Here is a 26,636-nt window from a genome sequence, read left to right on the forward strand (position 1 = left end):
GCCAGACGACGCGTCAACGTCCTGTGGACCATGCTCCACTCGCGACAAAACTTCGATCCCACCCGAAAAGCCGCTTGACTGGCGCATTACGCAGCTCACTCCGCCGCTACGGGGGTCTTGGCCCCGACATAGGTCTCGATCTGCTTGGCCGCGTCACGGCCATCCTTGATGCCCCAGACCACCAGCGAGGCCCCGCGCACGATATCGCCCGCCGCAAAAACCCCAGGCAGGCTCGTCATCATCGTGCGATGATCCACCCGCAGCGTGCCCCAGCGCGAGACCGAGAGCGCCGGCTCGTCAAACATCTTCGGCAGGTTCTCCGGGTCGAAGCCGAGCGCCTTGATGACGAGGTCGGCCGGGATGATGTGGTGGCTCGCCGCGATCGGCTCGACCTGCTGCCGCCCCGTCGCATCCGGCAGGCCGAGATGCATCCGCGTCGCGCGCACACCCGTCACCTGGCCATCGCCGATGAAGGCCTCCGGCGCCGAGAGCCAGAGGAAACGCACCCCCTCATCCTCGGCATTGGTGACCTCGCGCAGGCTGCCCGGCATGTTGGTCCGGTCGCGGCGATAGAGGCAGGAGACGGATTTCGCGCCCTGCCGCACCGCCGTCCGCACGCAATCCATCGCGGTGTCGCCGCCACCGATGACGACGACATCGCGGCCGGCCGCATCCAGCGCGCCGCTGTCGAATTCCGGCACCGCATCGCCGAGGCCCTTGCGGTTGCTCGCCGTCAGGTAATCCAGCGCCGGCACGATGCCGCCGAGCCCGCTACCCGGGGCGGCGATGTCGCGCGCCTTGTAGACGCCCGTCGCGATCAGCACCGCGTCATGCTTCTGGCGCAGATGCTCCAGCGTCACGTCGCGGCCGATGTCCACGCCGAGCACGAAGTTGATGCCGGCCGCGGCATATTGCTCATGCCGGCGGAGGACGACCTCCTTCTCCAGCTTGAAGTTCGGGATGCCATAGATCATCAGCCCGCCGACGCGGTCGTAGCGGTCATAGACCGTGACCTGCCAGCCGCGCTTGCGCAGCATCTCGGCGCAGGCGAGCCCGGCCGGGCCGGCGCCGATGATGCCGACGCTCTCGCGGCGCTCATGCCGCGGGGTCGGCGGCTTGATCCAGCCGCGCTCCCAGGCGGTGTCGGTGATGTATTTCTCGACGGCGCCGATGGTGACGCTTTCGAAACCCTTCTCGATGACGCAATTGCCTTCGCAGAGCCGGTCCTGCGGGCAGACGCGGCCGCAGACCTCGGGGAAGGTGTTGGTGGCGGAGACCAGCTCATACGCCTCCTCCAGCCGGCCCTCGGCGGTCAGCTTCAGCCAGTCGGGGATGTTGTTGTTGAGCGGGCAATGCACCTGGCAGAATGGCACGCCGCACTGGCTGCAACGGCTCGACTGCTCGGCGGCGCGTTCGGCGGTGAAGCGGGCGTAGATCTCGGCGAAATCCTCACGCCGCACCGCGGCGCCACGCTTTTCGGGCGTGCGCTGCGGGGTCGAGACGAATTTCAGCATGCGGTCGGCCATCGGCGGTCATCCCTGAAACGCGGCCAGCCGGATACGCCACCGCTGGAGCGGGCGCAGCAATGACACGGGCGCACCCGCCATCAAAGACCTTTTGCACTGATATGACAGCATGACTGACATAATACCAGCCATGCCGTTTCGGAAGGGTTCCAGGCTCAGCCGTGCCCTATCAAATTATGACCGTTTCGGACCTATACCGTCGCGACCGCATCCCGACGCCCACCACCCTGCCGGAATCGCGCCAGGTAGCCGGGCACCACCGCCTCCATCGGCGTCGGCGCCACGCCAAGCTCGGCAAGGCCCGAGGCCCCCGCCGCCACAACATTGTCCCGCTCCAGCAGCAGCAACTGGTCGCGCGTGAGCGGCGGTGTGGGCAGGAACTCGCAGATCCGGGCCTGGAGCCGCACCAGCCCCATGGGTATCGCCACCATACGATTGCGCCGGCGGGTCCAGCCGAGGATATCGGCCAGCAGGTCACGGAACCGCGCCACGCGCGGCCCGCCGAGTTCATAGGTGCGCCCCGCCGCATCCCCTCGCGAGACCGCCGCCATCACCGCATCGGCCACATCGCCGACGTAGACAGGCTGGAAGCGGGTGTCGCCGGAGATCACCGGCATGAAGGGCAGCATCCGCGCCATCCCGGCAAAACGGTTGAAGAAGCCGTCGCCCGGCCCGAACACGATCGAGGGACGCAGGATCACCGCGCCCGGGAAGCCGGCGAGCACCGCCGCCTCCCCCGCCGCCTTGGTGCGGGCGTAAAGGCTCGGGCTGCTGGCATCGGCGCCGATCGCCGAGATCTGCACGAAGTGCCGCACCCCGGCCGCCGTCGCCGCCTCGGCGATGCGCCCCGGTGCCTCGGCCTGCACCCGGCTGAAATCGCCCGGCCGGGATTCGGCGAGGATGCCCAGCAGGTTCACCACCACATCGGCCCCGGACACGGCGCGCGCGATGGCCGCCGCATCTTCGATGCCGGCCCGAACCGCCACGATCTGCCCGACGCGGCCCTGGGTCATCTGCCCGCGCGCCGATTCGGGATCGCGGGTGACGATCCGCACGACATAATCCTGCCGCGCCAGACGCTTCACCACTTGGCGTCCGATGAAGCCCGTCCCGCCAAAAACCGTCGCCACACGCCGCATTGCCAGCATCCCCCAACCGAACCGCGCCCTTGGTAAAGCCCCCGCCCGACCGCGCCAAGCGACGCCTTTGCAGGAAAGCGTCAGACGCCCGCTTGACGCCCCCCGGACGAACTCATAAACGGCGGGCCTGCCCCGAAATGCCCAGGTGGCGGAATTGGTAGACGCACTGGCTTCAGGTGCCAGCGATCGCAAGGTTGTGAAGGTTCGAGTCCTTTCCTGGGCACCACCCCTATCTGGTCCCCGCCCCTGTGACGACATTGTTCACCGCCCGGGGACACATCCGCCTGCATCGGAATGACCTGCCGGACGGGCTCGATTTCGGCCCGATGGTGGCCATCGACACCGAGACCATGGGCCTCGACCCCCGCCGCGACCGGCTTTGCCTGGTCCAGCTTTCCGCCGGCGACGGCCATGCCCATTGCGTGCAGATCGTCCCGCCGTCCCTCGGCGGTCGTGGCGCCGATTGCCCGAATCTGAAGCGGCTGCTGACCGATCCCAAGGTGGTGAAGCTGTTTCACTTCGCCCGCTTCGACGTCGCCATCCTCAAGGCCGCGCTGGATATCACCTGCGCCCCGGTGAAATGCACCAAGGTCGCGGCCAAGCTGGTCCGCACCTTCACCGACCGCCATGGGTTGAAGGATCTCTGCCGCGAATTGCTGGGCGTCGACATCTCCAAGCAGCAGCAGACCTCGGACTGGGGTGCCGCGGAGCTGTCGCCCGAGCAACTGACCTATGCCGCCTCGGACGTGCTCCATCTGCATGCGCTCTGGGCCAAGCTGGAGGGGCTGCTGATCCGCGAAGGCCGGTTGGAACTGGCCGAGTCCTGCTTCGCCTTCCTGCCCGCCCGCGGCGCGCTGGATTTGCTGGGCTATGTGGAGCCCGACATTTTTCACCACTAGGTCATTTCTGGCACGTTTTTTGTCCGCAAGTGGCGGAAGCAGGCCCTTGCAGCCCTGCGCGGCGTTGACCCGCCCCGCCCCCGGCCGCATATCCAAGGCGCGATGCTCTTGCCCCCCCCGCGATCCTGACCATGCCTCCCCCCCTGCCCGCCCCGGTGCCGCCTCCCCGTGCGCGTGGCATGCCGGTGCTGACCCGCGCCCGCCAGGCTCCGACGCCGCAGGCGATGCTGCGCCGACGCATTGCGGTCGGTGCGTTGAAGTGGCTGCTGCCGGCGGTGGCGCTGGTGCTGCTCGGCGCCATCGCCCTCTGGCCCGAATTCGACCGCGCCGAGGATCGCGGCCGCCTCTCCTTCCGCCGCAGTTCCTCCGCCCAGCCCGACACCATGCGGGTGGTGGAGCCGCGCTACGATGGCGTGGATGAGCAGCAGCGCCCCTATACGGTCACCGCCGGGGTCGCCGCCCAGCGCGGGACCGATACCGATATCGTGGATCTGACCAAGCCGCGCGCCGACATCAACCTCGGCGACGGTGCCTGGGTCCTGGCCGAGAGCGACCAGGGCCAGTTCTTCCGCCGTGCCAATATCCTGGACCTCGCCGGCCACGTGACCCTGTTCCACGACGACGGCACCATGATGCTGACCGAGGCCGCGCATGTGGAACTGCGCGCGGGCCTGGCCGAGGGCGACAAGCCGGTGGCCGCGCAAGGGCCCTTCGGCACCTTGACCTCCGAAGGCTTCCGCCTGACCGATCGCGGGGCCGTGGTCGTGTTCACCGGCCGCGCCCATGCCGTGCTGGAGGGCAATCGATGAGGCTCGCGCTGTTGTTCGTGCTGCTGCCGGGGTTTGCCCTGGCGCAGGCGCTGGACCTCTCCCGCGGGGGGCCGACCGACATCACCGCCAGCGACGGCATCGAATGGCGCCAGCAGGAGCAGGTGGTGATCGCCCGCGGCGATGCCCGCGCGATCCGTGACGGCGTGACGGTGGAGGCCGAGCGGCTGCTCGCCCGCTACCGCGCCCGTGGCGGCGCCCCGTCGGCGCCCACCAGCGAGAGCCCGGCCTCCTCCTCCGAGATCTGGCGGTTCGAGGCCGATGGTGCGGTCCGCATTTCCACCGCGACCGATCGCGCCGCGGGGGATCGCGCGGTCTACGACATCGACCAGGCTGTCATGGTCCTGACCGGGCGCGACCTGTGGATGACCACACAGGACAGCCGCATCACCGCCCGCGACAGCCTGGAATACTGGCCGGCCAGGCGGATGGCGGTGGCACGCGGCGCCGCCGTGGTCACCACCACCGACGACCGCCGCATCCAGGCCGATACGCTGGTCGGCTATTTCCTGGAGGCCCCGCTGGAGCCCGCCCCCGCCCCGGCCCGCGCGGCGGCCCCCGCCCGTGCCGCCACCGCCAGCGCGACGCTTCCCGGTGCTCCGGGCACCCCCGGCAATGTCCCGGGCGCGGGCAGCAAGCTCGACCGTGTGGAGGCCTTCGGCAATGTCGAGATCCGCACCGCCGCCGAGGTCGTGCGCGGGGATCGCGCCGTCTATTCGCCCGTCACCGGCCTCGCCCGCGTGCTCGGCGCCGTCCGCATCACCCGTGGGCAGAACCAGTTGAACGGGCAGGAGGCGATCGTCGATCTGCGCGCCGGCACCGCCCGGCTGGTCGCCCCGGGCGGCCGCGTCCAGGGGCTCATCGTCCCGGGCAGCGAACAGCCCGGCACCACCACCCCTACCCCCCGTCCGGAGCGTCGCTGATGTCTGAAGCCTTGCGCGTCGTTGCGGGCGGCCAGGGGCTGATCGCGACGGGTCTGGTCAAGCGCTACAAGAAGCGCCCGGTGGTGCGCGGCGTGTCGCTGCATCTGCATCGTGGCGAGGCCGTCGGGCTGCTCGGGCCGAATGGCGCGGGCAAGACCACGACCTTCTACATGATGACCGGCCTCGTCACGCCGGATGCCGGGCAGGTGATGCTCGACGGGCATGATGTGACGCGGCTGCCGATGTATCGCCGTGCGCGCCTCGGCCTCGGCTACCTGCCGCAGGAGGCCTCGATCTTTCGCGGCCTCTCGGTCGAGGACAACATCCGCGCCGCGCTGGAAGTGGTCGAGCCCAACCGCGAACGGCGCGGGCAGATGCTGGATGCGCTGCTCGCCGAATTCGGCATCGCGCATCTGCGCAAGGCCCCCGCGCTGGCATTGTCCGGCGGCGAGCGGCGGCGTTGCGAGATCGCGCGGGCGCTTGCGACCCACCCCGCCTATATCCTGCTGGACGAGCCGCTGGCCGGCATCGATCCCATCGCCGTCGGTGAGATCCGTGACCTGGTCAAGCATCTCAAGAACCGCGGCATCGGCGTGCTGATCACCGACCACAATGTGCGCGAGACGCTGGAGATCATCGACCGCGCCTACATCCTGCACGACGGGCAGGTCATCAAGGAGGGAACGCCGGCGGAGATCGTGGCCGATAGCCAGGTCCGCCGCGTCTATCTCGGCGAACGGTTCAGCCTCTGACCGCGATGCCGTCCATCATTTTCGCGCCCGGATCGACCTGACCGCGATGGCGATGGGACCGCGCCTCGATCTGCGCCAGTCGCAATCGCTGGTGATGACGCCGCAATTGCGGCAGGCGATCAAGCTGCTGCAATCCTCGAACATGGAGGTGATCGCCTTCGTCGAGGAGGAGCTGGAGCGCAACCCGCTGCTGGAGCGCGACGACCGCGCCCTCGATCCCGGCGCCGATGCCCATGCCGAGGAAGCCGGCTTCGCCGAGCCCCGCGCCCTGTTGCCGGCCACCACCGGCGATGGGCTCGATCCGCCGCCGGTGCTGGATGCCTTCGATGCCGCCGCGGCCGGCACCTTGCAGCCGGCGGGCGAGGAAGCCCTCGATGTCCGCGACTGGTCCAATGTCGCCGATGGCGGTACGGAGTCCGGCGAGCCGCAATTCTCCGGCCAGTCCAGCGGCAGCGGCGGGCGCAGCGACTTTGGTGACGACGACAGGGGAATCGACGATCTCGCCATCGCCCGCCCGGCCAATCTGCGCGAGCATCTGGCCGAACAGGCGCGGCTGACCTTCTTCGACCGACAGGACCGCATGATCGCGGCGCAGTTCCTCGCCCTCATCGATCCCGCCGGCCGCTGCGCCGTGCCCGACAGCCGCATCGCCGGGGCCATGGGCACCACCGTGGAGCGCGTCGCCGCGGTGCGCGCACGGATGCAGCGCTTCGATCCCACCGGCATGTTCAGCGAATGCCTGCGCGACTGCCTCGCGGTGCAGCTTGCGGAGAAGAACCGGCTGGACCCGGCGATGGAGGCGCTGCTCGACAACCTCGAAATGCTGGCCCGGCGGGACACCCGCGGGCTGATGCGGGTCTGCGGCGTCGATGCCGAGGACATGGCCGAGATGGTGGCCGAGCTGCGCCGGCTGAACCCCAAGCCCGGCGCGGATTTCGACATCGCCCCGGCGCCGATCGTGGTCCCCGACGTGCTGCTGCGGCGGGCACCGGACCAGTCCTGGATCATCGAGCTGAACCCCGAGACCCTGCCCCGCGTGCTGGTCAACCGCGGCTTCCTGGCCCGCGCCCAGGTGGGGGCGAACCGCGAGGCCAAGACCTACCTCGCCGAACATGCCCAGAGCGCCAACTGGCTGGTGAAGAGCCTGGAACAGCGCGCCAATACCATCCTCAAGGTCTCGGCCGAAATCGTCCGCCGGCAGGATGGATTTTTCCGTCACGGCGTCGGCTTCCTGCGTGCCATGATCCTGCGCGACGTCGCCGAGACGGTGGCGATGCACGAAAGTACTGTCAGCCGGGTGACCGCGAACAAGTATATCGCAACACCTCGTGGCACCTTCGAACTGAAATACTTCTTCACCACTGCCATCGCCGGCACCATGGGTGGTGAAACCCATAGTGCGGAGGCCGTGCGGCACCGCATCAAGACCATGGTGGAGGCCGAAGGTCCCGAGGGTGTGTTGTCCGACGACGCTATTGTGCTGCGGTTGCGTGACGAAGGTGTGGACATCGCGAGACGAACGGTGGCGAAATACCGGGACGCGCTGCGGATACCAAGCTCGGTGCAGCGCAAAAGGGAGAAGGCCGTCCCGGCCTGACCTACACCCGGGAGGGCCTCTTCCAACCAAGAAGGAGGGTTTCCCAAATGCATGTCACCGTCGCCGGCAAGCAGGTCGAAACAGGCGAAGCGCTGAAGACTCACGTCTCGGACGGGCTCGCCATCCTCACCGGCAAGTATTTCGACCATGCCATCGAAGCCAGCGTCACCTTCAGCCGTGACCGTGCGTTTTTCGGCTGCGACATCAACCTCAAGGCCGGGCGCGGCCTCAGCGTCCGCGCCGAGGGCGAGGGCACCGACGCCCATCGCGCCTTCGATATCGCCGCCGAGCATTTGGCCAAACGTCTACGCCGCTACCGACGCCGGGTGAACGAGCACGCCCGAAGCAGCGCCGATCGTGAACGGCCGCAGGCGGCGCGCCAGGTCATCCTGCACCACGAGGCCCATGTCGATGGGGAGGAGATGGAGGAGCCCGAACTGCACGGTGAGTCCGCCGCGATCGTGGCCGAGCAGCCGGCGGAAATCGCCTTCCTCTCGGTGGGTGAGGCGGTGATGCGGCTGGATCTGGAGCAGGCGCCGCTGATGATGTTCCGCAACCAGAAGACGCGGGAGCTGAACGTGATCTATCGCCGGCCGGACGGCCATATCGGCTGGATCGACCCCGCCGGGCGTTAACCGGTCACGCGGCGCCGTGCGTCACGTCGCATCGCCGAGCGCACGGCGCCGCAACTCCCGCAACCGCTCCTGCCCGCCCCGGATACGCGGGTGGAGCGCGAGCACCGCCTCATGGCTCCGCAACGCGCCCAGCGCGTCCCCCACACTCTCCTGCAAGGCCGACAGCGCCTGCAGGGCGATGAAGTGCCGTGGCTCGATCCGCAGCGCCTGCTGGATGTCGCGCGCGGCGGCGGCGGGCTCACCCGTGGCGGCCAGGGCCTGGGCGCGCAGCAGCCAGGCCTCGGCATAATCATCCTGCAGGGTCAAAGCGGCATCCAGATCCTCCAACGCCTCCTCCGGCACCCCGGCCTGGAGGTTGCGCTGCCCGCGCCGCAGCAGCAAAGCGGCGGCGGGGCTCGCCCCCTGCGCCCAGAGGCCGCGGATCCGCAATTCGATCAGCGCCGCCGATTCCTCATCCCCCGCCTCGCGCAGCGTGCCGAACAGCTGGTCCATCATCGCCCGCCGCATTTCGGCGGGGCTGAGCGGAGCGGGCTGAGGCAGGGGCGTTTGCGCCACGGCCAGGGGCGGCACGGCCAGGAGGAGAAGCAGGACGGGGGCATGGAGGAGGCGCATGGCGCAAGCCTCAATCCGTTCGGCGCCCGCTTGCAAGCGCCAAGCGCCGGGGGGGTTGCCCAGGGCTGCCGGGCGCGGCATCGAAGGGGCCGAAGGAGACCTCGATCATGCCGATCAAGCGCCCGACCCACGCCGCTTTGCTGGCCCTGCTGCTGCTCGCGCAGGCACCGGCCGCGCTGGCGCAGCGCGCCGCCGCCCCTGCCCCCGCCACCCCCGAGCCCGAGCGCAGCATGGCGGTCTTCGGCGACTGGGCCGTGCGCTGCGAGGGGGTGGGCGAGGCGCGCAACTGCGAGGTGACGCAGACCGTGCAGAACAGCCGGTCCCAGCCGGTCGGCGTCTTCGCCATCGGCCGTCTGGCGCGGACCGATCCGATGAAGCTGGTGGCGCAATTGCCGGTCAATGTGCTGCTGACCGCGCAGCCGCGGCTGGTGCTGGAGGGCGGCACCACCACCGGCACGCCGCTGGCGCTGAACTGGCGGCAATGCATCCCGACCGGCTGCTACGCCGAGATCGACCTGCGCGACACCGCCCTGCTGACCCGCCTCGCCGCCCGCACCGCCGAGCAGACCGGGCGCCTCGCCTTCAAGCAGGCCTCGGGCGCGGATGCGGCGCTGCCGATGTCCTTCCGCGGGCTGGCGCAGGCGCTGGAGGCGTTGGGGCGGGAGTAATCCGCGCGGATCCTTCCTCTGGCACGGGATTGGCTAGCAACCGCTCCGAACCTGTGACGGAACGAAACGGATGCGCCTGACGCGACGCCTGCTTTGCCCTCTCCTGCTCTCCCCCGCCCTGGTCAGGGGCGCCCGCGCTGAGGCGCCTTGGCCGGGCCGCTCGCTCCGCTTCGTCTCCTCCTCTCCCCCCGCCGGGGCCTCGGACATACTGAGCCGCACCCTGGCCCAGGCCGTGCAGGAACAGACCGGCCAGACCGTGGTGGTCGAGAACCGTGCCAGCGCCGGCGGCATCGTCGGCTCGGACTACGTCGCCAAGGCGGCGCCGGACGGCCTCACCTGGCTGACCACCAATGTCGGGCCGCAGGCGATCGTGCGGGCGCTGCAACCGAGCATCCCCTACGACACCCGCACCGATTTCCGCCATGTCACCCTCATCGGCACGCTGCCGCTGGTGCTGGTGGTGAACCCGAAGATGTTGCCGGCGCGGGATCTGCAAGCGCTGCTCGCCCTGGCCCGCGCCCAGCCGGGGGCGCTGAACTACGGCACCGGCGGCAATGGCACGCTGCATCATCTGACCGGGGAGATGGTGAAGCTCACGGCCGGTGTGGATATCGTCCATGTGCCCTATCGCGGCGCCCAGGCCGCGACGCAGGACCTGATCGGCGGCCGCATCCAGCTAATGTGGGACAGCCTGCCCTCGGCCGCCCCGCATATCCGGGCCGGCACGCTGGTGGCCCTCGCGGTCAGCGGGGCGCAGCGCAGCCCGGCCTTCCCCGATGTCCCGACCGTCGCCGAGCAGGGCCTGACGGAGGTCGTGACCACCAACTGGTTCGGCATGGCCGGCCCCGCCCGCGCCCCGGAGGAGGCGGTGCAGGGGCTGCACCGCGAGCTCGTCAAGGCGTTGTCAACCAAGGCGGTTCGTGATCGCTTCGCCACCATCGGGGTCGAGCCCGGCGGGATGCCGCCGGCCGAGACCCAGGCCTTCGTCCTGGCGGAAATCGAGCGCTGGGACGGGATCGTGAAACGTACCGGCGTGACCCTGGACTAAGCCAGCACGCCCAGGGCCAGCACGCCCAGGGAGAGCACAGCATGGACGGCATCGCCACGCCGGAACCCACCCCCTCGCCGGCACGGTCGCGGGCATGAGGGTCGTCCATCACCGGGCACCTCTGGCGCCGGTCGTTCTTGAGGGCCTGGCCCAGCGCTTCGATCGCGTGGCGGGGCCGCAGGAGCCGCTGGGCCAGCCGGGCACCGTCGCGGTGGTCACCAATGGCGGGCTCGGGCTCAGCGCCGAGTCCATGGCGCTGCTGCCGGAGCTGCGCGTCGTCTCCTGCTTCGGCGCGGGGCATGAGGGGGTGGATCTGGAGGCCGCCCGCGCGCGCGGCATCTGGGTGACCCACGCCCCCGGCACCAATACCGCGACGGTCGCCGACCATGCGATCGGGCTGATGCTGGCCATCACCCGCGGCTTCCATGCCTCGGACCGCGAGGTGCGGGCGGGCAATTGGGACCAGGCGCGCAAGCCGCGCCCGACGCTGAACGGCGGCAGGCTCGGCATCCTCGGCTTCGGGCTGATCGGGGCGCAGATCGCCCGGCGTGCGGCCGCCTTCGACATGGCGATCGCCTACCACACCCGCCGGGCGCGGCCGGATGTGCCCTGGCGGCATGTCGGCTCGGTGCTCGATCTGGCGCGGGAGAGCGATGTGATGGTGCTGGCCTGCCCCGGCGGCGCCGCGACGCGGCATCTGGTCAATGCCGAAGTGCTGGAGGCGCTGGGGCCGGAGGGCTTCCTGGTCAATATCGCCCGCGGCTCGGTGGTGGATACCGCGGCGCTGGTCGCCGCCTTGCAGGCGGGGCGCATCGCCGCCGCGGCCCTGGATGTGGTGGATGGCGAGCCGGTGGTGCCCGCCGCACTGCTCGCGGCCCCCAACCTGCTGCTGACGCCGCATGTCGCCGGGCGCTCGCCCGCCTCGCTGCTGGCCCAGCGGCAGACGCTCTTCGCCAGCATCGACGCGGCGCTCGCGGGCGGGCGGCCGCAGCATGTGCTGGCGGGGCCGGATTAGGCGGGCCGGATTAGGCGGGCCGGATCACTCGGAGAGGAACGCCTCGGCGAGGGCCAGGAAGCCCTTGGGGTCCTCGGCATGGACCCAATGCCCGGTCGGCAGGCTGGCGAAGCGCACCGCGGGGAACAGGCTGCGGAACACCGCGTGGTGCTCCTCCCGCACATAGGGGGAGCGGGTGCCGCTGACCGCCAGCACCGGGCCCTGGTAGGGCGGCCCCAAGGGTGGGGCTGCCTCCAGCGCCGGCATCGCGGCGGCAATCTCGTCCAGGCCGAAGCGCCAGGCCGGAACCGGCAGGTCCAGCCGCAGGTTCTGCAACAGGAAGGCGCGGATGCCGGCCTCCGGCACCGCCCCGGCCAGCGCCGCATCGGCGGCGCGGCGGGTCAGGCCCGGGGTCAGCGCCAGGCCCTGCATCGCGGCGACATAGCCGCGCAGGCTCGGCGGATAGGCGACCGGGGCGATATCGGCGACCAGCAGCCGCAGCACCGTCGCGGGATGCGCCTGGGCCAGCGCCATGGCGACCTTGCCGCCGAGCGAATGGCCGATGACGGCGGCCGGGACCGCCCCTTCCGCCGCCAGGGTCTCGGCCACATCCGCGGCCATGTCCGCCTGGTCCATGGTGGCCGCATGCGGGCTGGCGCCATGGTTCCTGAGGTCGAGTGCCAGGACGCGATAGCGCTCCGCCAGCGCCTTCTGGATGCTGCCCCAATTGCCGGCGGCGCCGAACAGCCCATGCAGCAGCACCACCACCGGCCCCTGGCCCGCCGCGATGGTATTCAGCCGCATCAGCTGCGGGCCGCGACGATCACGCCCGCGGCGATCAGTAGCCCGCCGGCGAGCAGATCCCAGCCCACCGGCTCATGCAGCCAGATGGCGGCGGTGACGACGCCGGCGGCCGGGACCAGCAGGAAGGCGACGGAGGAGACCGCGCCGGGCAGGCGGCGGCCGATCTCGATCACGCTCCAGGTCCCGATCGGGGCGACCACCAGCGCGACCCAGGCCGCCTGCCAGTAGGAGGCGGGCCCGATCCCGCCATGCGGCTCCCGCCACATCGCCAACGGCACCAGGAACAGCGCGCTGAGCCCGAAACACCAGGGCAGCAGCTCCGCGATGCTGTGCTCAGGCGGGCGCGCCCGCGTGATCAGGATCGAGATGGTCCAGGACAGCGCCGCCAGCAGCAGCATGCCATTGCCCATCAGCGCCTCGGGCGAGGACCAGTTGACCGCCCAGGGCCCGGCCAGGGCCGCCACACCCGCAAGCCCCAGGATGGCCGCGGCCCACCGCTGGGGGGAGACCCGCTCCTTCAGCACCAGCACCGAGAGCGGCACCAGCCAGGGCGTGATGACATTGGCCAGGATGGCCGTCCGCCCCGCGCTGGTCAGCATCACGGCCAGATGCGCCAGGGCGAAGAAGACCGCGAGCTGGAAGAACCCGACCCCCAGCACGGTCGGCATATCCTGCCTGGCCGGCCAGACCATCCGCCCCCGCAGCCCGAGCAAAAGGCTGGAGATACCCGCGGCGCCCAGGCTGCGGACAGCGGCGAACCACAGCGGCGTCGCGTCAAGCATCGCATGTTTGGTGATCGGCCAGGCGAGGCCGAACAGCAGGATCGCGATGGCCAGCAGCCGCAGGTCGGCCGCCGTCACCATTGCCACCCCCACGAGCGCAACAGCCTCATCGCGCGGTGTCGTTCCAAAGGCGCGCGCCGTATCCGGGCAAGTTCCGGCCATTGCCGGCCTGATGCGGCAGCAGGACCCGGAGACGCGTCCCAGTCATGGTCAATCGGCAACCTTCAGCATGATCTTGCCGACATGGGCACTGCTTTCCATGAGGCGATGCGCCGCGGCCACCTCGGCCAACGGGAATACCGTATGGATATGCGGCCCCGCCTGCCCCTTGGCCAGCAGCGGCCAGACCCGGGCCTCCAGCTCGGCCGCGATCGCGGCCTTCTGGGCCGTGGTGCGCGGTCGCATGGTGCTGCCGGTCACGGTCAGGCGGCGCATCATGATGTGGCGCAGCTCCACCTTCTCGGCCAGCGAGCCATGGAGGAAGGCGATCAACACGAGCCGCCCGTCCATCGCGAGGCAGCGCAGATTCTGCGGGAAATAGGGCGCGCCGACCATATCCAGCACCACATCCACCCCGCGCTTGCCGGTGGCGGCCTGAAGCTCGGCGACCCAGTCCTGGGTCTTGTAGTCGAAGGCGGCGGTGGCGCCGAAGCGCAGGCATTCCGCAACCTTCTCCGCACTGCCCGCCGTCGCGTAGGCGGTGGCGCCGAAGGCGTGGGCAAGCTGGATCGCGGTCACGCCGATCCCGCTGGTGCCACCATGCACCAGCATCGATTCGCCGGCCGCGAGCCGGCCATGGCCGAACAGGTTCGCCCAGACGGTGAAGTAGGTCTCGGGCAGCGCCGCGGCGCGGATCGCGTCATAGCCATCGGGCCAGGGCAGGCATTGCGTCGCGGGGGCGGTGACGTATTCGGCATAGGCGCCGCCATTGGTCAGCGCGCAGACGCGATCGCCGACAGCCCAGCGCGCCGCATCGGCGCCCACCGCCACGACCTCGCCGGCCGCTTCCAGGCCGCAGATCTGGCTGGCGCCGGGCGGCGGCGGGTAGGTGCCCTGGCGCTGGGCGACATCGGGACGGTTCACCCCGGTTGCCAGCACCCGGATCAGCACCTCATCCGCCTTCGGCACCGGCACCGCGCCGGTCGCCTTGGTGAAGACATCGGGCGTGCCGCCAGCGCCATGGTCCATGAAGGTCATCTGCGGCGGCATGGTACATTCCGGGAGTTGCGACGGGTGCCAGAAGGCCCGGCGCAGCGCTGCCGGTCAAGGTTGCCCGGCGCGCCCCCGGCCTGCGAGGGCGCGCGAACGTCAATTGGCCTTGATATCCGCCTCACGGACGATCCGGGTCCACTTCTCCGTCTCCGAAGCAAGCCAGGCGGTTGCCGAGTCGGGGGTGCTGGTGCTGTTCACCTGCATCGCAAGTTCGGTCAGGCGCCGCTCGACCTCCGGCATCGCCAACACCTTGTTCACCTCGGCATTGACCTTGGCAACCACCGCCGCCGGCGTGCCGGCGGGGGCGAGAACCATGTGCCAGGTGGAGGCGGTCAACCCCGGCATGCCGGCCTCGGCCGTCGTCGGCACGGCGGGAAGCTGGGGCATCCGGCTGTCGTTCATCACCGCGATGCCACGCAGCTCGCCACGGTCGATGTAGGGCAGCGCACTGGCGGCGACATCGACGATGATCGGTACCCGCCCGCTCATCACATCGGGCATCGCCGCGGCCGAGCCGCGATACGGCACGTGGTTGGCCTGCACCCCGGCCGTCTTCAGGAACAGCTCGGTCGCAAGATGCAAGGCACCGCCATTGCCGCTGCTGGCATAGTCGTAGCGGTTGGGATTGGCGCGCAGCACCGCGACCAGCTCGGCCAGGGTCGTCGCGGGGAAGTCCTTGTTGACCGCGATCACCATCGGGATGACCCCGACCAGGGCCACCGGCTTGAAATCGGCGACGGGATCGAAGGGCAGGCGCGCGAAGAGCGCCGACAGCACCGAATGCGCCACGGTGTTGTAGAGCAGGGTGTAGCCATCCTTCGGCGCCTTCGCGACGACCTCGGAGCCCACGATCACCCCCGCTCCGGTGCGGTTCTCCACGATCACGCGCTGCGGCAGCGTGTTCGACATCCGCTCGGCGATGAGGCGCGCGGGAATGTCGGTCGGGCCGCCGGCGGCGAAGGGCACGATCAGGCGAACAGGCTGGTTGGGCCAGTCGGTGCCCTGCGCGCGCAGGCTGCCCGGCAGGGCCAGCCCGGCGAGGGCGGCGGCGCCCAGGGTACGACGGTGAAGCTTGGCGGTCATGTGGTTAGGCCTCCGTGAACCGACAGGAATGATCGGGCCAAGGTGGGCGTCGTGCCCAGCCTCGGTCAACCGTTGACAAGGCGCTCGTAAACCTCGGGGTCGGTCGCGCCCTCGGTGCCGAACAGCAGCACGCGGCTGTCCGGGCGCAGCCAGAGCATCCCGCTCGCCAAGGGTTGCCGCCCCGCCAGCACCAGCGCGCAGAGCCCGGCCACCGCGCTCTCCCCGGCCACGATCGGGGGGTCGCGATGGGCGAGGTCGCGCATCGCCTCCACCGCCGCCGCATCCGGCACCGCGACGGCGGCCCAGGCGCTGCGGGACAGCTCCTGCCAGGCGAGCAGGCTCGGCTCGCCACAGGCCAGGCCCGCCATCAGCGTATCCAGTTCGCCGGGGACGGTGCGGATCTCGCCCGCCTCCAGGCTGTCGGTCAGGCAGGCGGCGCGTTCGGGCTCGGCGATCACCACGGTGACGGCGCGGTCCGGGTAGCGTGACCGGAGCTGGGCCGCGACCGCCGCCGCGACGCCGCCGACGCCGCCCTGGATGAAGGCATGGGTGGGGGGCCCGGGAAGCTGGTCGCAGGCCTCGTCCACCATCACCCGGTAGCCCTGCATCACATCGCGCGGGACCTCGGTATAGCCGGGCCAGGAGGTGTCGGAGATGGTGTGCCAGCCGTGCTCGGCCGCGGCCTGCTCTGCGGCGCGGACGGAGTCGTCATAGGTGCCCTGGACCTCGCGGACCTCGGCGCCATAGGCGGCGATGGCGTCGCGCCGGCCCTGGCTGACGCCCGCATGCACGAAGATCACGCAGGCGGCGCCGAAGCGCTGCGCGCCCCAGGCGACGCTGCGGCCATGGTTGCCGTCGGTCGCGCAGGTGACGGTGATGGCCCGCGTCGCGGCGGCGTAGCGCCCGGCGACCAGATCCGCACTGCTCGCCGCATCGGCGACGCCGGCGCGGGCGAGCTCCTGGCGCAGCACCTGCGCCACGGCATAGGCCCCGCCCAGCGCCTTGAAGGAGCCAAGGCCGAAGCGGCCGCCCTCATCCTTGTACCAGACCTCGGCGACCCCGGCCTCGGCCGCCACCTCGGGCAGCGGCAGCAGCGGCGTGGGGGCATAGCCGGGCCAGGAGGTGATCTCCGCCTTGGCGCGGCGGAAGCCGCCATCGGGCAAAGTGACGATACCCGGCACGCCATGGGCGCGGTTCAGGACGAGGCGGAAGGGGTGTTCACCGATCATGCCGCGCAAACTGCCCGTCCGGCGGGGTGGCGGCAACCGCGCCGCACCGGCAGGATGGGACGGCGAAACGGCGGGAGGCAGACATGCTGGTAACGATTCTTGGGGGCGGTGGCTTCCTGGGCCAGAAAATCGCGGCGCAGCTGGCCGCCACGGGCACGGTCGGGCGCCGCGCCATCACCGGGCTGACGCTGTTCGACCTGAACACCCCCAAGGCGCCGGCGAAGGCCCCCTTCGAGGTGCGCTGCCTCTCCGGCGATCTCTCCGACCCCGTGGCGCTGGGCGCCGCGATCCCCAAGGGCACGGCGGTGGTGATCCATCTCGCCGCGGTCGTCTCGGCGGCGGCGGAGGCGGATCTGGAGCTCGGCCTTCGGGTGAACCTGCTCGGCACCATGGCGGTGCTGGCGGCCTGCCAGAAGGTGGGCGGGGTGCCGCGGGTGGTCTTCACCTCCTCCGTCGCCTCCTTCGGTGGCGGGCAAGCGGCGCTGCTGGCCGATGACGCGCGGCAGCTTCCGGGCAATTCCTATGGCGCGCAGAAGGCGATGGGCGAGCTTCTGCTGCAGGATGCGAGCCGGCGCGGGCTGATCGATGCCGTCTCGATCCGGCTGCCCACGGTGATCGTGCGGCCGGGGCGGCCGAACAAGGCCGCCTCCTCCTTCGTCTCGGCGATCCTGCGCGAGCCGCTGCTGGGGCTGCCGACCACCTGCCCGGTGGGGGACGACTTCGGCGTCTGGGTCTGCTCGCCGCGCCGGGCGGTGGAATGGCTGCTGTATGCGGCGGCGATGGATACCGCCCCCCTCGGCCTGGACCGGGGCATCAACCCGCCGGGGCGGCGGATCACGGTCGGCGAGATGCTGGCGGGGCTGGAGGCGGTGGCGGGGCCGCAGGCGCGCGCCCTGGTCACGGCGGCGCCGGACCCGGCGGTGCAGGCGATCGTCGGCGGCTGGCCGGCCGAATTCACCGCGACGCGCGCCCGCACCCTGGGTTTTTCCGTCCAGGAGGACGTCGAGTCGCTGCTGCGCGCTTTCATCGCCGATGATTTGGCAGCGACTCGGGCGGATCGCGCTGCGGGGTGACCGCTTGAATTGTAAATATGGACGAACATATTAATTGCATGTCCAGACCATCCAACCGGGAAAAGATCCTGACCGAAGGCCTTCGGGTCGTTCATGAGCGCGGCTTCAGCGGCGCCAGCGTGCGCGACATCGTGCAGGCGGCCGGGGTGCCGCAAGGATCTTTCACCAACCACTTCGCCTCCAAGGAGGCCTTTGGGCTGGAGGTGCTGGACCTCTACATGGAGCGGGCGCGCGCGGTCGCCGCCGAGACCCTCGGCAATGAGGCGCTGCTGCCGCTCGACCGGCTGCGCGCCTACATCGACGGCAACCGCAGCCGGCTGAACCAGGACAACATGCGCAGCGGCTGCCTCATCGGCAATTTCACCGCCGAGGCCTGCGAGCACAGCGAAACCATCCGCCGCCGCCTGCTGGAGATCTTCGCCGAGGTCGAGGCCGCCATCGCCGGCTGCCTGCGTGCCGCGGTGGCGGCCGGCGAGTTGCCGGTGGATTTCGCCTGCACCGAGGTCGCGGGGTTCATCTTCTCCTCGCTGCAGGGGGCGACGCTGATCGCCAAGGCCGAACGCAGCCCGGCCCCGATCGAGCGCTTCCGGCACACGCTGTTTGCCAATGTTCTGCGTTGAGCGCCTCTTGATCCTCCAATACGTACGTACATATTAGACCCGACGCGGCCGTTTGCGTGCCGCCTTTCGGGATCACCCCCCTTATGAACACCCCTGTTGTGCTGATCACCGGCGCCCTCACCGGCATCGGCCGCGCCACCGCCCTCGCCTTCGCGGATGAGGGCGCGCGCCTCGTCGTCTCCGGCCGCCGGGCCGAGGCCGGCGAGGCGCTGGCCACCGAATTGCGCGGCCGCGGCGCCGAGGCCGAGTTCGTCCAGGCCGATGTCCGCAACGATGCGGAACTGGCCAGTCTGATCGACCGCACCATCGCCCGCTTCGGCCGGCTGGATGTGGCCGTGAACAATGCCGGCACCGAGGGCACCCCCGGCCCCGTCACCGAGCAGACCGCCGAGAGCTATGCCGCGACCTTCGACACCAATGTCCTCGGCCTGCTGCTGAGCATGAAGCATGAGATGCGGGTCATGCTGCCGCAGGGGCGGGGCAGCATCGTCAACGTCTCCTCCGTGGTCGGGAAGATCGGCCTGGCGGGCGTCTCGGTCTATGCCGCCAGCAAGCATGCCGTCGAAGGCCTGACCAAGGCCGCGGCGCTGGAGGGGGCAGCCGCCGGCGTGCGGGTCAATGCCGTCGCCCCGGGCCCGATCGAGACGCCGATGCTGAACCGCTTCACCGGCACCGAGGAACGCAAGGCCGGCATGGTCGCGGGGCTGCCGCTCGGCCGCGCCGGGACGCCGGAGGAGGTGGCGCAGGTCATCGTCTTCCTGGCCTCGGACAAGGCGAGCTTCGTCACCGGCCAGTCGCTCAGCATCGATGGCGGCATGACCGCGCGCTGATCCCCACGCCGGGATTGCCGCCCGCCCCGCGGCTGATCATGATCCCGGCAAAACGGGGGCGATCCCCGTGGCAACGGGGAACGTCACCATGAGTTTGACCAAGGCCATCACCGGCCGCCGCGCCCTCGCGGCGGCCGCATTGGCGGGGCTCGCCGCCCCACGCCTGGCACGCGCCGCCGCCTGGCCGGCCGATCGCACCATCGAGGTCATCATCCCCTTCCCACCCGGCGGCGGCGTGGACCAGATGGCGCGGCCGATCCTGGTGTTCGTGGCGAATTACCTGCCGGGTGCGCGCTTCGCCGTCATCAACCGGCCGGGTGCTGCCGGGCAGCTTGGCTTCGAGGCGAATTTCAACGCCAACCCCGATGGCTACACTATCGGCGCCGTCACCAACACGGCGATGAACACCGTCGCGATCGAGCGCAACCCGCGCTACCGCGCCGACCAGTTCTCCTGGATCGCCAATGTCGTGGACGATCCCGGCGGCTTCTGGGTCCGCCCGGATTCCGCGCTGAAATCGCTGGCCGACCTCAAGGCCGCCGCCCTGCGCGCGCCGGACACGATCTCGGTCGGCACCGCCGGGATCGGCTCGGATGATCATCTGCTGCAACTCGCCTTCGAGCAGGCGGCGGGGGTGCGGCTCTCCCACGTCCCCTATGCCGGCACCGCGCCGGTGCTGCGCGACCTGCTGGGCGGCACGCTGAACATCGGCTCCCTCAACATGAGCGAGGGGCTGCCGCTGATGAAGGACGGCCGCATCCGCTGCCTGGCCCAGGGCGGGCCGGAGCGCTGGGCGCCGGCGGCCGAGGTGCCGACCTTCCGCGACCAAGGCTTCGACGCGCTGGGCGGCAGTGCCCGTGGGATCGCGGGGCCGCCGGGGATGCCGGCCGAAATCGTCGCCAGGCTGCGCGAGGCCTTCGCCAAGGCGCTGGCCGATCCGGCCTATATCGCCCTGGCCGCGCAGCAGAACATCCCGCTGCGGCCGCTGATCGGGGATGCCTATCGCGACATGATGCTGGCGGACCAGGCGCAGCTACGCGCGCTCTGGGCGATCCGGCCGTGGCGGGAGTGATCCCCGCCCAGTGGCCCAACCAGTATCAGTAAAACGTGCCGAGGCCGCCCGTGCTGCGTTCGCCCGCCCGGACGGCCTCCTCCAGCCGCACCGGGTTCTGGTTCCAGCCGTTCACCGCATCCAGCCGCACCACCTCCCGCCGCAGATTGGCGGTGACGGTGGGGGGCAGGCTCAGCGTGCCCGGGGCGGCAAGCCGGGCGCCCGTGCCATCAGGGCCTTGCGCGAAGGCGCTGCCCGAGAGCGCCCTGGCCCGCGCCGCCGCATCGCCGCCCGCGGCGGCCGCCGCGGCCAGGGCTGCCGTCACCTCCGGTGCCGGCGCATCGGCGCGAATGCCGAGGGCGAGGCGCGTCTCGGTCCGCGCGAAGCCGAGGTCATAGCCAAGCTGGCGCGGAATCGGCGACCAGCGCGGCGCGGTCGGGATTTCCGCCGCCAGCCATTCCAGCAGCGCGGCGGCCCGCGCCATCGCCGCCGGATCGCCGGCAAGCTGGCCCGGCGTGTCCCAGGCCGCGGCGGCATCGTCGATCGCGGCACGGCCGGGATCATTGGTGCGGGAGACCAGCCCGAGCGGCGGCAGGCTGCTTCGCTGCGGCGTCCGCAGCTCCGCACAGGCTGAAAGGCAGACGAGAAGCAGGAGGAGGCAGCGCATGCCGCGAGGCTAGAACATCGCGCCCCGCCGGTCACCACGGCTGCGCCCCGACAATGGCCAGGACCGGCGCTCCGGCCGCGTCAGCGCGCGCTGCGCCGCCTGGGTGCCCGCCGCCGCCGCGGGCAGCGCCGGCAGGGCGGCAAGGCGCGCCAAGGTCGCCTCGGCGCCGGCCGGAAAGACGGCGGGCGGCAAGGCGGCGGCCGCCCCGGCCCGGTCATCGGCGGCCAAGGCGCGGTGGGCGGCGTAAAGCGCGTCGATCACCCGCTGCGGCGCCGCGTCCGGGGGAATGCCGAGCACCTGCCGGGCCTCGGCCGCCCCCTGGCGTAGCATCAGCCCGACGGTGGGATCGAAGGCGACCCAGCGCGGCCCGGTGGGGATTTCGGTCGCGAGGTATTCCAGCCGCGCCACCGCCTCCGCCGCATCCGCCGGGCGGCCAGCCAGGCGGGAGGGCGCGCCAAAGGCATAGGCGGTGGCGAAGATCGCGGCCCGGGTCGGGTCCTCCGCGCCCGTGACCGAATCGGCGGGCAGGTCGGCGGGCGGTGGCGGCGGGCCGGCCGCGGCACAGGCCGTCAGCAGCGCCAGGCCGCCCAGAAGGCCGCCCAGAAGGCCGAGGCTAGTCGTCCCAATTGTCATTGTCGCCTCCGTTCCTGTCCATCTGGTGTTGGACCGCCTGGGCACCGGCGGCGGCGGCGGGCAGCGCCGGCAAATTGCCGAGCCGGACCAGAGTGACGCGCCCGCCGGCGGGGAAGGTCGCGGCCGGCAGCGCCGCCTCGGCCGCCGTGGCCTGCCCGGCCAACAATGCGGCGCGGGCGGCGAAGAGCGCATCGATCACGGCCTGCGGCGGGGCATCCGCCGGGATGCCGAGCGCCGTGCGGGCCTGTCCGACGCCACGCTGCAAATCCATCGCGGCCAGGGGCGAAATCTCCACCCAGCGCGGCCCGACCGGGATTTCGGTGGCGAGGTATTCCAGCCGCGCCACCGCGGCCGCGGCCTCGGCCGGCTGGCCCGCGAGATTGGCCGGATCGGCGAAGGCCCAGGCGCTGGAGACGATCGCCGCCCGGGTGGGATCGCCCATGCCCAGGCTGCTGGCCTCGGGCAGGCTGGCGGCGGGGCCGGGCCGCGGGGGTGCCGTGCAGCCGGCGAGGAAGAGAAGGAGAAGGGCAGCGTGGCGCATGTGGAGTGACCCCTTTTCGCCACCTGGACCTGGGGCGGGTCAGCCCGTCTGGCAACGATAGCGCTGGCACAATTCGGCGTAACTCGGCGCGTTGCGGGCGAAGCGGGCGCGCCCTGCCTCATCCAGCACCCGCACCAGCACGGCGGGGTTGCCCATCCACAGCTCCCCCGCGCCGATGCGCTTGCCCGGCGGCAGCACCGAGCCCGCGGCGAGCACGCCGCCGCTCTCGATCACCGCGCGGTCCAGCACCAGCGCGCCCATGCCGACGAAGGCGCGGTCGTGCAGCGTGCAGGCATGGATGATGGCGGCATGGCCGATGGTGACGTCATCGCCGATGATGGTCGGCTCGGCGCCCTTGTTGACGTGCACGATGGTGCCGTCCTGGACATTGGTGCGGGCGCCGATGCGGATGAAGTTGGTGTCCCCGCGCAGCACGCAATGGAACCAGACCGAGGAGCCCTCGCCCACCGTCACATCGCCGATCAAGGCGGCGGTGGGGGCGATATAGGCGGTCGCGGCGATGGAGGGGGTCTTGCCCTCGAAGGCGTAGAGCCCTGGGCCCAGGCTCATGCCGCCACCGACAGCGCGGTTTCGACCTCGATGCCCAGCATCAGCCCGAGGCACTGCACCGCCGCCCCCGAGGCACCCTTGCCGAGGTTGTCGAAGCGCGCGACCAGCACCGCCTGGCGCTGCACCGGATGGCCGAAGACCATCAGCTCGATCATGTTCGTGCCGTTCAGCGCCTGGGGTTCGATCTTGCCCGAGGCCGGCGCCTCGATCACCCGCACGAACTCCATGCCGCGATAGCGCTCGGCCAGGATTGCGTGCAGATCGGCCGGGCTCGGCGAGCCGGGCAGCAGGTCGAGGTGCAGCGGGATGCTGTCCAGCATCCCCTGGGCGTAGTCCCCGACCGAGGGCACGAAGATCGGCCGCCGCGTCAGCCCGGCATAGGCCTGAAGCTCCGGCACATGCTTGTGGCCAAGACCGAGGCCGTAGAGCTCGAACTCCGGCGCGGTGCCGGCCTCGTATTCCGCGACCATCGCCTTGCCGCCGCCGGTATAGCCGGAGATGGCATTGACCGAGATCGGGTGGTCGGCCGGCAGGATGCCGGCATCGACCAGCGGCCGCAGCAGCAGGATCGCCCCCGTGGGGTAGCAGCCGGGGTTGGAGACACGGGGGGCGGCGGCGATCAGCGCGGCCTGGTCCGGCGTCAGCTCGGGCAGGCCATAGACCCAGTCCGGATGCACCCGGAAGGCGGTGGAGGCATCCAGCACCTTGGGCGCGTCGGCGCCGAGGCTCGCGGCCATCGCGGCACTCTCCTTCGAGGCGGCATCGGGCAGGCAGAGCACGACCAGATCGACCTCGGCCATCAGCGCGCGCTTGGCCTCGGGGTTCTTGCGATCGGCGTCCGGCAGGGAGCGCAGGCCGACAGCGCTGTTGCGCGCCAGACGATCGCGGATCTGCAGGCCCGTGGTGCCGGCTTCGCCGTCGATGAAGACGCTGGGGATGGTGCCTTGTGCCATGGCGCTGTGCTCCTGCTGCGGAGGAAAATAGCCTGGAAACAAAAAAAGGGGCAGACCCGGCTGGGCCTGCCCCTCTGATCGAGGTGGGTGTTCCGTTTAGCGCTTGCTGAACTGGAACGACCGGCGGGCCTTCATCTTGCCGTACTTCTTGCGCTCGACCGTACGCGGATCGCGCGTCATGAAGCCGGCCTTCTTGAGGATCCCTCGCAGCTCAGGCTCGAAGGAGACGAGCGCGCGGCTGATGCCGTGGCGCACGGCGCCGGCCTGACCCGAAAGACCGCCGCCCTTGACCGTGCAGCGCACGTCGAGCTGCTGGTAGCGGTCGGCCACCAGGAACGGCTGGGTGATCAGCATCCGCAGCACCGGGCGGGCGAAATACACCGAGGCCGCGCGGTCGTTGATGGTGATGACGCCGGTGCCGCGCGAAATCCAGACGCGGGCGACCGCGTCCTTACGACGGCCGGTCGCGTAGGAGCGGCCCTGGGCATCGACCTTGCGGACATAGATGGGGCCAGTGGAGCCGACCGTGTTGGAGGTCGATTCCGCCGGGGTGCCGGCCACGAGATCCTTGAGATCGGCGAGGCTGGTCGCGGTGGTCTGCTGCTCGCTCATGCTCAGGCTGCCTTCACGCTGGCCGCGGCCGCGACATTCTTACGGTTCATGGCGGCGAAATCGACCACCGTCGGGGTCTGGCCGGCATGGGGATGCTCGGGGCCGGCATAGACGTGCAGGTTGCGCATCTGGTCGCGGCCGAGCGGGCCACGGGGCACCATGCGCTCCACGGCCTTCTCGACCACGCGCTCGGGGAAGCGGCCCTCGAGGCGCTCGCGCACCGTCCGCTCCTTGATGCCGCCGGCATAGCCGGTGTGCCAGTAGAAGACCGACTGCTCGGCCTTGTTGCCGGTGACCTTCACCTTGCGGGCGTTGATGATGACGACATGGTCGCCGCAATCGACGTGGCGGGTGAAGCTGGCCTTGTGCTTGCCGCGCAGGCGGTTGGCGACGAAGGCGGCGAGCCGGCCGAGGACGATGCCATCGGCATCGATGACCATCCAGGCCTTCTCGACCTCGGAAGGCTTCAGCGAACGAGTGAGGGTGGTGAGCATGATTATCCGTGAGATACGTGTCTGGCGGGGCGTATGGGGCAAAACCCGGCCTTTGGTCAAGCCTTGGCGCTTGTGGTATCATGCTACCACAAGCCGTTGAGGCGGGCTTTCGCAGGGCCCGATCCCGTCCTAGCCTGCGCTCATGACCGATCCCATCTCGCCGCCGCCGCATGGCCTCGCCCGCAACGCCGCCAATTATGGCGACAAGGAGTTCGCGCTCTACCTGCGCCGGTCCTTCGCCAAGTCGATGGGCTACAGCCAGGCGATGCTGGAACGCCCGGTGGTCGGCATCGCCGACACCGGCTCGGACCTCAACAACTGCCACCGTTCGGTGCCGGAGCTGGTCGAGGCCGCCAAGCGCGGCGCGCTGGCCGCGGGCGCCCTGCCGCTGGCCTTCCCCACCGTCTCGCTCTGCGAGCCCTCCCTTTTCCCCTGTTCGATGCATTACCGGAACCTGATGGCGCTGGACACCGAGGCGATGGTCACCGCCCAGCCCATCGATGCGGTGCTGCTGATCGGCGGCTGCGACAAGACCGTGCCGGCGCAGCTGATGGCCGCGGTTTCGGCCGATGTGCCGGCGGTGATGCTGGTCACCGGCCCGATGCTGGCCCAGCGCTTCGAGGGCGAGCGCCTGGCCGCCTGCACCGACTGCCGCCGCTGGTGGGCGCGCTACCGCGCCGGCGACGTGACCGAGGCCCAGATCGCCCGGGTCGAGGGCAAGCTCGCCACCACCTCGGGCACCTGCGGCGTGATGGGCACGGCCAGCACCATGGCCTGCCTGGCAGCCGTGCTGGGCTTCATGCCCTTGCTCGATGCCTCGATCCCGGCCGTGCATTCCGACCGGCTGCGCGCGGCCGAGGAGGCCGGCGCCCTGGCCGCCAGCAAACCGCGCCGCCCGAGCGAGGTCGTCACCGAACAGTCGGTGGAGAACACGCTGCGGACGCTGCTGGCCCTCGGCGGCTCCACCAATGCGCTGATCCATCTGGCGGCGATCGCCGGCCGCGCCGGGATCAAGGTCGATCTGCACAAGCTGAACGCCTTGTCGGACACCACGCCTGTCCTGGTCGATCTGAAGCCGACCGGCGAAGGCTATATGGAGGATTTCCACGCCGCCGGCGGCCTGCCCGCCATGCTGTGGGAAATGCGCGACCTGCTGCATCTGGATGCCGTGGACGTCGCCGGCCGCACCCTGGGCGAAAAGATCGGCGAGAGCCCCTGGGTGGACCGCACCTATATCCGCGCCCGCGAGACGCCGGTCTCCCCGGTCGGCGGCATCGTCACCCTCTTCGGCTCGCTCGCGCCGGATGGCGCCATCCTCAAGCGCAGTGCCGCGACCCCTGCCCTGTTCGAGACCGAGGCGCGCGCCATCGTCTTCGACGGGGTCGAGGATCTGGCCGCGCGCATCGACAGCCCGGACCTCGATGTGACCGCCGAGGACATCCTCATCCTCAAGAACACCGGCCCCCTCACCCCCGCCGGGATGCCGGAGGCGGGCTACCTGCCGATCCCGCGCAAGCTGGCGCGCACCGGGGTGAAGGACATGGTGCGGATGAGCGATTGCCGCATGTCCGGCACCGCCTTCGGCACCGTGGTCCTCCACATCTCGCCCGAGGCCGCGGCCGGCGGCCCGCTGGCGCTGGTCGAGACCGGCGACCGCATCCGCCTCTCGGTCAAGAACCGCAGCCTGGACCTGCTGGTGGAGGCGGCGGTGCTCGCCGAACGCCGCGCCAAATGGATCGCGCCCCCCTCGCCCGGCCGTGGCTGGGACCGCCTCGTCTTCGATCAGGTCACCCAGGCGCCCGAAGGCGTTGACCTGCGCTTCCTGCAACCCGCGCCCAACGCCTGAACAGGGATCGCCCCGC

The 26,636-nt window shown here is 70.8% G+C and carries 29 protein-coding genes and 1 tRNA gene; 15 read left to right on the forward strand and 15 right to left on the reverse strand.

The features are described 5' to 3' along the window. Positions 1 to 95: 95 nt before the first annotated feature. Positions 96 to 1,526, reverse strand: a complete 1,431-nt coding sequence (locus C8P66_RS13580; RefSeq protein WP_111398821.1) for an NAD(P)-dependent oxidoreductase — start codon at positions 1,524 to 1,526, stop codon at positions 96 to 98. 191 nt (positions 1,527 to 1,717) lie between these two features. Continuing rightward, positions 1,718 to 2,671 carry a complex I NDUFA9 subunit family protein gene (locus C8P66_RS13585; protein ID WP_111398943.1) on the reverse strand — a complete coding sequence of 318 codons (954 nt, stop codon included), beginning with the start codon at positions 2,669 to 2,671 and terminating at the stop codon, positions 1,718 to 1,720. 133 nt (positions 2,672 to 2,804) lie between these two features. On the opposite strand from C8P66_RS13585, the gene C8P66_RS13590 reads away from it, so the two are divergent. From C8P66_RS13590 to hpf, 7 genes are all read left to right on the forward strand, one after another. After that, positions 2,805 to 2,891: transfer RNA gene (locus C8P66_RS13590), tRNA-Leu, on the forward strand. A gap of 22 nt (positions 2,892 to 2,913) precedes the next feature. Further along, entirely contained in the window at positions 2,914 to 3,564 is a 651-nt protein-coding gene (locus C8P66_RS13595; RefSeq protein ID WP_245903508.1) for a ribonuclease D, read from the forward strand. Between the two features lie 131 nt (positions 3,565 to 3,695). Then, positions 3,696 to 4,373 carry an LPS export ABC transporter periplasmic protein LptC gene (gene lptC, locus C8P66_RS13600; protein ID WP_245903510.1) on the forward strand — a complete coding sequence of 226 codons (678 nt, stop codon included), beginning with the start codon at positions 3,696 to 3,698 and terminating at the stop codon, positions 4,371 to 4,373. Continuing rightward, the gene (locus C8P66_RS13605; protein WP_111398823.1) at positions 4,370 to 5,314 is read left to right on the forward strand and encodes an LptA/OstA family protein; all 945 of its coding nucleotides are present in this window, start codon (positions 4,370 to 4,372) and stop codon (positions 5,312 to 5,314) included. The genes lptC and C8P66_RS13605 overlap by 4 nt, the downstream gene beginning before the upstream one ends. After that, on the forward strand, positions 5,314 to 6,066 hold the full coding sequence (gene lptB / locus C8P66_RS13610) for an LPS export ABC transporter ATP-binding protein (RefSeq protein WP_111398824.1): 753 nt from the start codon (positions 5,314 to 5,316) through the stop codon (positions 6,064 to 6,066). Before C8P66_RS13605 ends, lptB begins: the two co-directional genes overlap by 1 nt. A gap of 46 nt (positions 6,067 to 6,112) precedes the next feature. Further along, the gene (gene rpoN / locus C8P66_RS13615) at positions 6,113 to 7,663 is read left to right on the forward strand and encodes an RNA polymerase factor sigma-54 (RefSeq protein WP_111398825.1); all 1,551 of its coding nucleotides are present in this window, start codon (positions 6,113 to 6,115) and stop codon (positions 7,661 to 7,663) included. Between the two features lie 47 nt (positions 7,664 to 7,710). Next, positions 7,711 to 8,298: a ribosome hibernation-promoting factor, HPF/YfiA family gene (gene hpf / locus C8P66_RS13620; RefSeq protein WP_111398826.1), complete on the forward strand. Its 588-nt coding sequence runs from the start codon at positions 7,711 to 7,713 to the stop codon at positions 8,296 to 8,298. A 21-nt stretch (positions 8,299 to 8,319) separates the two neighbouring features. On the opposite strand, the gene C8P66_RS13625 is transcribed toward hpf, so the two are convergent. After that, positions 8,320 to 8,910 carry a tetratricopeptide repeat protein gene (locus C8P66_RS13625; protein WP_146422858.1) on the reverse strand — a complete coding sequence of 197 codons (591 nt, stop codon included), beginning with the start codon at positions 8,908 to 8,910 and terminating at the stop codon, positions 8,320 to 8,322. A gap of 107 nt (positions 8,911 to 9,017) precedes the next feature. On the opposite strand from C8P66_RS13625, the gene C8P66_RS13630 reads away from it, so the two are divergent. The 3 genes from C8P66_RS13630 to C8P66_RS13640 all read left to right on the forward strand — a co-directional run bounded on the left by C8P66_RS13630 (position 9,018) and on the right by C8P66_RS13640 (position 11,641). Beyond that, on the forward strand, positions 9,018 to 9,578 hold the full coding sequence (locus C8P66_RS13630) for an invasion associated locus B family protein (RefSeq protein WP_111398828.1): 561 nt from the start codon (positions 9,018 to 9,020) through the stop codon (positions 9,576 to 9,578). A 70-nt stretch (positions 9,579 to 9,648) separates the two neighbouring features. After that, positions 9,649 to 10,626: a Bug family tripartite tricarboxylate transporter substrate binding protein gene (locus C8P66_RS13635; RefSeq protein WP_111398829.1), complete on the forward strand. Its 978-nt coding sequence runs from the start codon at positions 9,649 to 9,651 to the stop codon at positions 10,624 to 10,626. A 94-nt stretch (positions 10,627 to 10,720) separates the two neighbouring features. Beyond that, positions 10,721 to 11,641 (forward strand): 2-hydroxyacid dehydrogenase, encoded by a 921-nt coding sequence (locus tag C8P66_RS13640; protein WP_111398830.1) that lies wholly within the window; start codon positions 10,721 to 10,723, stop codon positions 11,639 to 11,641. A gap of 24 nt (positions 11,642 to 11,665) precedes the next feature. Here the strand turns inward: C8P66_RS13640 and C8P66_RS13645 are convergent, their stop codons facing one another. The 5 genes from C8P66_RS13645 to C8P66_RS13665 form a co-directional block, all read right to left on the reverse strand. Continuing rightward, complete coding sequence (locus tag C8P66_RS13645; protein ID WP_111398831.1) at positions 11,666 to 12,424, reverse strand: alpha/beta fold hydrolase; 759 nt, start codon at positions 12,422 to 12,424, stop codon at positions 11,666 to 11,668. Then, complete coding sequence (locus tag C8P66_RS13650) at positions 12,424 to 13,299, reverse strand: DMT family transporter (RefSeq protein ID WP_245903512.1); 876 nt, start codon at positions 13,297 to 13,299, stop codon at positions 12,424 to 12,426. The genes C8P66_RS13645 and C8P66_RS13650 overlap by 1 nt, the downstream gene beginning before the upstream one ends. A gap of 117 nt (positions 13,300 to 13,416) precedes the next feature. Then, positions 13,417 to 14,415, reverse strand: a complete 999-nt coding sequence (locus C8P66_RS13655) for an NAD(P)H-quinone oxidoreductase (protein WP_111398833.1) — start codon at positions 14,413 to 14,415, stop codon at positions 13,417 to 13,419. 99 nt (positions 14,416 to 14,514) lie between these two features. Beyond that, complete coding sequence (locus C8P66_RS13660; RefSeq protein ID WP_111398834.1) at positions 14,515 to 15,501, reverse strand: tripartite tricarboxylate transporter substrate binding protein; 987 nt, start codon at positions 15,499 to 15,501, stop codon at positions 14,515 to 14,517. Between the two features lie 65 nt (positions 15,502 to 15,566). Next, a complete protein-coding gene (locus C8P66_RS13665) occupies positions 15,567 to 16,730 on the reverse strand; it encodes a diaminopropionate ammonia-lyase (RefSeq protein ID WP_111398835.1) in 1,164 nt (387 codons plus the stop codon). A gap of 83 nt (positions 16,731 to 16,813) precedes the next feature. Here C8P66_RS13665 and denD point away from each other — a divergent pair, with 83 nt between their 5' ends. From denD to C8P66_RS13685, 4 genes are all read left to right on the forward strand, one after another. After that, complete coding sequence (gene denD, locus C8P66_RS13670; protein WP_111398945.1) at positions 16,814 to 17,803, forward strand: D-erythronate dehydrogenase; 990 nt, start codon at positions 16,814 to 16,816, stop codon at positions 17,801 to 17,803. Between the two features lie 38 nt (positions 17,804 to 17,841). Next, the gene (locus C8P66_RS13675; RefSeq protein ID WP_111398836.1) at positions 17,842 to 18,423 is read left to right on the forward strand and encodes a TetR/AcrR family transcriptional regulator; all 582 of its coding nucleotides are present in this window, start codon (positions 17,842 to 17,844) and stop codon (positions 18,421 to 18,423) included. Between the two features lie 83 nt (positions 18,424 to 18,506). Further along, positions 18,507 to 19,253, forward strand: coding sequence for an SDR family NAD(P)-dependent oxidoreductase (locus C8P66_RS13680; RefSeq protein ID WP_111398837.1), 747 nt, complete (start codon positions 18,507 to 18,509; stop codon positions 19,251 to 19,253). An 88-nt stretch (positions 19,254 to 19,341) separates the two neighbouring features. Further along, positions 19,342 to 20,325 carry a tripartite tricarboxylate transporter substrate binding protein gene (locus C8P66_RS13685; protein ID WP_111398838.1) on the forward strand — a complete coding sequence of 328 codons (984 nt, stop codon included), beginning with the start codon at positions 19,342 to 19,344 and terminating at the stop codon, positions 20,323 to 20,325. A 25-nt stretch (positions 20,326 to 20,350) separates the two neighbouring features. Here C8P66_RS13685 and C8P66_RS13690 read toward each other — a convergent pair whose 3' ends face one another. From C8P66_RS13690 to rplM, 7 genes are all read right to left on the reverse strand, one after another. After that, positions 20,351 to 20,971 (reverse strand): hypothetical protein, encoded by a 621-nt coding sequence (locus tag C8P66_RS13690; protein ID WP_111398839.1) that lies wholly within the window; start codon positions 20,969 to 20,971, stop codon positions 20,351 to 20,353. A gap of 9 nt (positions 20,972 to 20,980) precedes the next feature. Further along, positions 20,981 to 21,604, reverse strand: a complete 624-nt coding sequence (locus C8P66_RS13695; RefSeq protein ID WP_111398840.1) for a hypothetical protein — start codon at positions 21,602 to 21,604, stop codon at positions 20,981 to 20,983. After that, positions 21,585 to 22,145: a hypothetical protein gene (locus C8P66_RS13700; RefSeq protein ID WP_146422860.1), complete on the reverse strand. Its 561-nt coding sequence runs from the start codon at positions 22,143 to 22,145 to the stop codon at positions 21,585 to 21,587. Before C8P66_RS13700 ends, C8P66_RS13695 begins: the two co-directional genes overlap by 20 nt. 39 nt (positions 22,146 to 22,184) lie before the next feature. Next, positions 22,185 to 22,715: a gamma carbonic anhydrase family protein gene (locus C8P66_RS13705; protein WP_111398842.1), complete on the reverse strand. Its 531-nt coding sequence runs from the start codon at positions 22,713 to 22,715 to the stop codon at positions 22,185 to 22,187. Next, complete coding sequence (gene argC / locus C8P66_RS13710; protein WP_111398843.1) at positions 22,712 to 23,668, reverse strand: N-acetyl-gamma-glutamyl-phosphate reductase; 957 nt, start codon at positions 23,666 to 23,668, stop codon at positions 22,712 to 22,714. Before argC ends, C8P66_RS13705 begins: the two co-directional genes overlap by 4 nt. Before the next feature lie 96 nt (positions 23,669 to 23,764). After that, the gene (gene rpsI / locus C8P66_RS13715) at positions 23,765 to 24,280 is read right to left on the reverse strand and encodes a 30S ribosomal protein S9 (RefSeq protein ID WP_111398844.1); all 516 of its coding nucleotides are present in this window, start codon (positions 24,278 to 24,280) and stop codon (positions 23,765 to 23,767) included. A 2-nt stretch (positions 24,281 to 24,282) separates the two neighbouring features. Beyond that, positions 24,283 to 24,774 carry a 50S ribosomal protein L13 gene (rplM, locus tag C8P66_RS13720; RefSeq protein WP_111398845.1) on the reverse strand — a complete coding sequence of 164 codons (492 nt, stop codon included), beginning with the start codon at positions 24,772 to 24,774 and terminating at the stop codon, positions 24,283 to 24,285. A gap of 142 nt (positions 24,775 to 24,916) precedes the next feature. Here rplM and C8P66_RS13725 point away from each other — a divergent pair, with 142 nt between their 5' ends. Then, positions 24,917 to 26,620, forward strand: a complete 1,704-nt coding sequence (locus C8P66_RS13725) for a dihydroxy-acid dehydratase (RefSeq protein ID WP_111398846.1) — start codon at positions 24,917 to 24,919, stop codon at positions 26,618 to 26,620. Positions 26,621 to 26,636 lie beyond the last annotated feature (16 nt).

Origin of the sequence: Humitalea rosea, from assembly GCF_003253705.1 — a bacterium.
Classification (GTDB): domain Bacteria; phylum Pseudomonadota; class Alphaproteobacteria; order Acetobacterales; family Acetobacteraceae; genus Humitalea; species Humitalea rosea.

Coding starts and splice junctions, on each gene's coding strand:
- C8P66_RS13580 (WP_111398821.1), bottom strand. CDS start 1,526: ATGGCCGACCGCATGCTGAAATTCGTCTCGACCCCGCAGCGCACGCCC.
- C8P66_RS13645 (WP_111398831.1), bottom strand. CDS start 12,424: ATGCGGCTGAATACCATCGCGGCGGGCCAGGGGCCGGTGGTGGTGCTG.
- C8P66_RS13705 (WP_111398842.1), bottom strand. CDS start 22,715: ATGAGCCTGGGCCCAGGGCTCTACGCCTTCGAGGGCAAGACCCCCTCC.
- C8P66_RS13640 (WP_111398830.1), top strand. CDS start 10,721: ATGAGGGTCGTCCATCACCGGGCACCTCTGGCGCCGGTCGTTCTTGAG.
- C8P66_RS13675 (WP_111398836.1), top strand. CDS start 17,842: ATGTCCAGACCATCCAACCGGGAAAAGATCCTGACCGAAGGCCTTCGG.
- C8P66_RS13680 (WP_111398837.1), top strand. CDS start 18,507: ATGAACACCCCTGTTGTGCTGATCACCGGCGCCCTCACCGGCATCGGC.
- C8P66_RS13635 (WP_111398829.1), top strand. CDS start 9,649: ATGCGCCTGACGCGACGCCTGCTTTGCCCTCTCCTGCTCTCCCCCGCC.
- lptB (WP_111398824.1), top strand. CDS start 5,314: ATGTCTGAAGCCTTGCGCGTCGTTGCGGGCGGCCAGGGGCTGATCGCG.
- rpsI (WP_111398844.1), bottom strand. CDS start 24,280: ATGAGCGAGCAGCAGACCACCGCGACCAGCCTCGCCGATCTCAAGGAT.
- argC (WP_111398843.1), bottom strand. CDS start 23,668: ATGGCACAAGGCACCATCCCCAGCGTCTTCATCGACGGCGAAGCCGGC.
- C8P66_RS13655 (WP_111398833.1), bottom strand. CDS start 14,415: ATGCCGCCGCAGATGACCTTCATGGACCATGGCGCTGGCGGCACGCCC.
- C8P66_RS13665 (WP_111398835.1), bottom strand. CDS start 16,730: ATGATCGGTGAACACCCCTTCCGCCTCGTCCTGAACCGCGCCCATGGC.
- C8P66_RS13695 (WP_111398840.1), bottom strand. CDS start 21,604: ATGACAATTGGGACGACTAGCCTCGGCCTTCTGGGCGGCCTTCTGGGC.
- denD (WP_111398945.1), top strand. CDS start 16,814: ATGCTGGTAACGATTCTTGGGGGCGGTGGCTTCCTGGGCCAGAAAATC.
- C8P66_RS13700 (WP_146422860.1), bottom strand. CDS start 22,145: ATGCGCCACGCTGCCCTTCTCCTTCTCTTCCTCGCCGGCTGCACGGCA.
- C8P66_RS13725 (WP_111398846.1), top strand. CDS start 24,917: ATGACCGATCCCATCTCGCCGCCGCCGCATGGCCTCGCCCGCAACGCC.
- C8P66_RS13625 (WP_146422858.1), bottom strand. CDS start 8,910: ATGCGCCTCCTCCATGCCCCCGTCCTGCTTCTCCTCCTGGCCGTGCCG.
- rpoN (WP_111398825.1), top strand. CDS start 6,113: ATGGCGATGGGACCGCGCCTCGATCTGCGCCAGTCGCAATCGCTGGTG.
- lptC (WP_245903510.1), top strand. CDS start 3,696: ATGCCTCCCCCCCTGCCCGCCCCGGTGCCGCCTCCCCGTGCGCGTGGC.
- hpf (WP_111398826.1), top strand. CDS start 7,711: ATGCATGTCACCGTCGCCGGCAAGCAGGTCGAAACAGGCGAAGCGCTG.
- C8P66_RS13660 (WP_111398834.1), bottom strand. CDS start 15,501: ATGACCGCCAAGCTTCACCGTCGTACCCTGGGCGCCGCCGCCCTCGCC.
- rplM (WP_111398845.1), bottom strand. CDS start 24,774: ATGCTCACCACCCTCACTCGTTCGCTGAAGCCTTCCGAGGTCGAGAAG.
- C8P66_RS13605 (WP_111398823.1), top strand. CDS start 4,370: ATGAGGCTCGCGCTGTTGTTCGTGCTGCTGCCGGGGTTTGCCCTGGCG.
- C8P66_RS13690 (WP_111398839.1), bottom strand. CDS start 20,971: ATGCGCTGCCTCCTCCTGCTTCTCGTCTGCCTTTCAGCCTGTGCGGAG.
- C8P66_RS13685 (WP_111398838.1), top strand. CDS start 19,342: ATGAGTTTGACCAAGGCCATCACCGGCCGCCGCGCCCTCGCGGCGGCC.
- C8P66_RS13630 (WP_111398828.1), top strand. CDS start 9,018: ATGCCGATCAAGCGCCCGACCCACGCCGCTTTGCTGGCCCTGCTGCTG.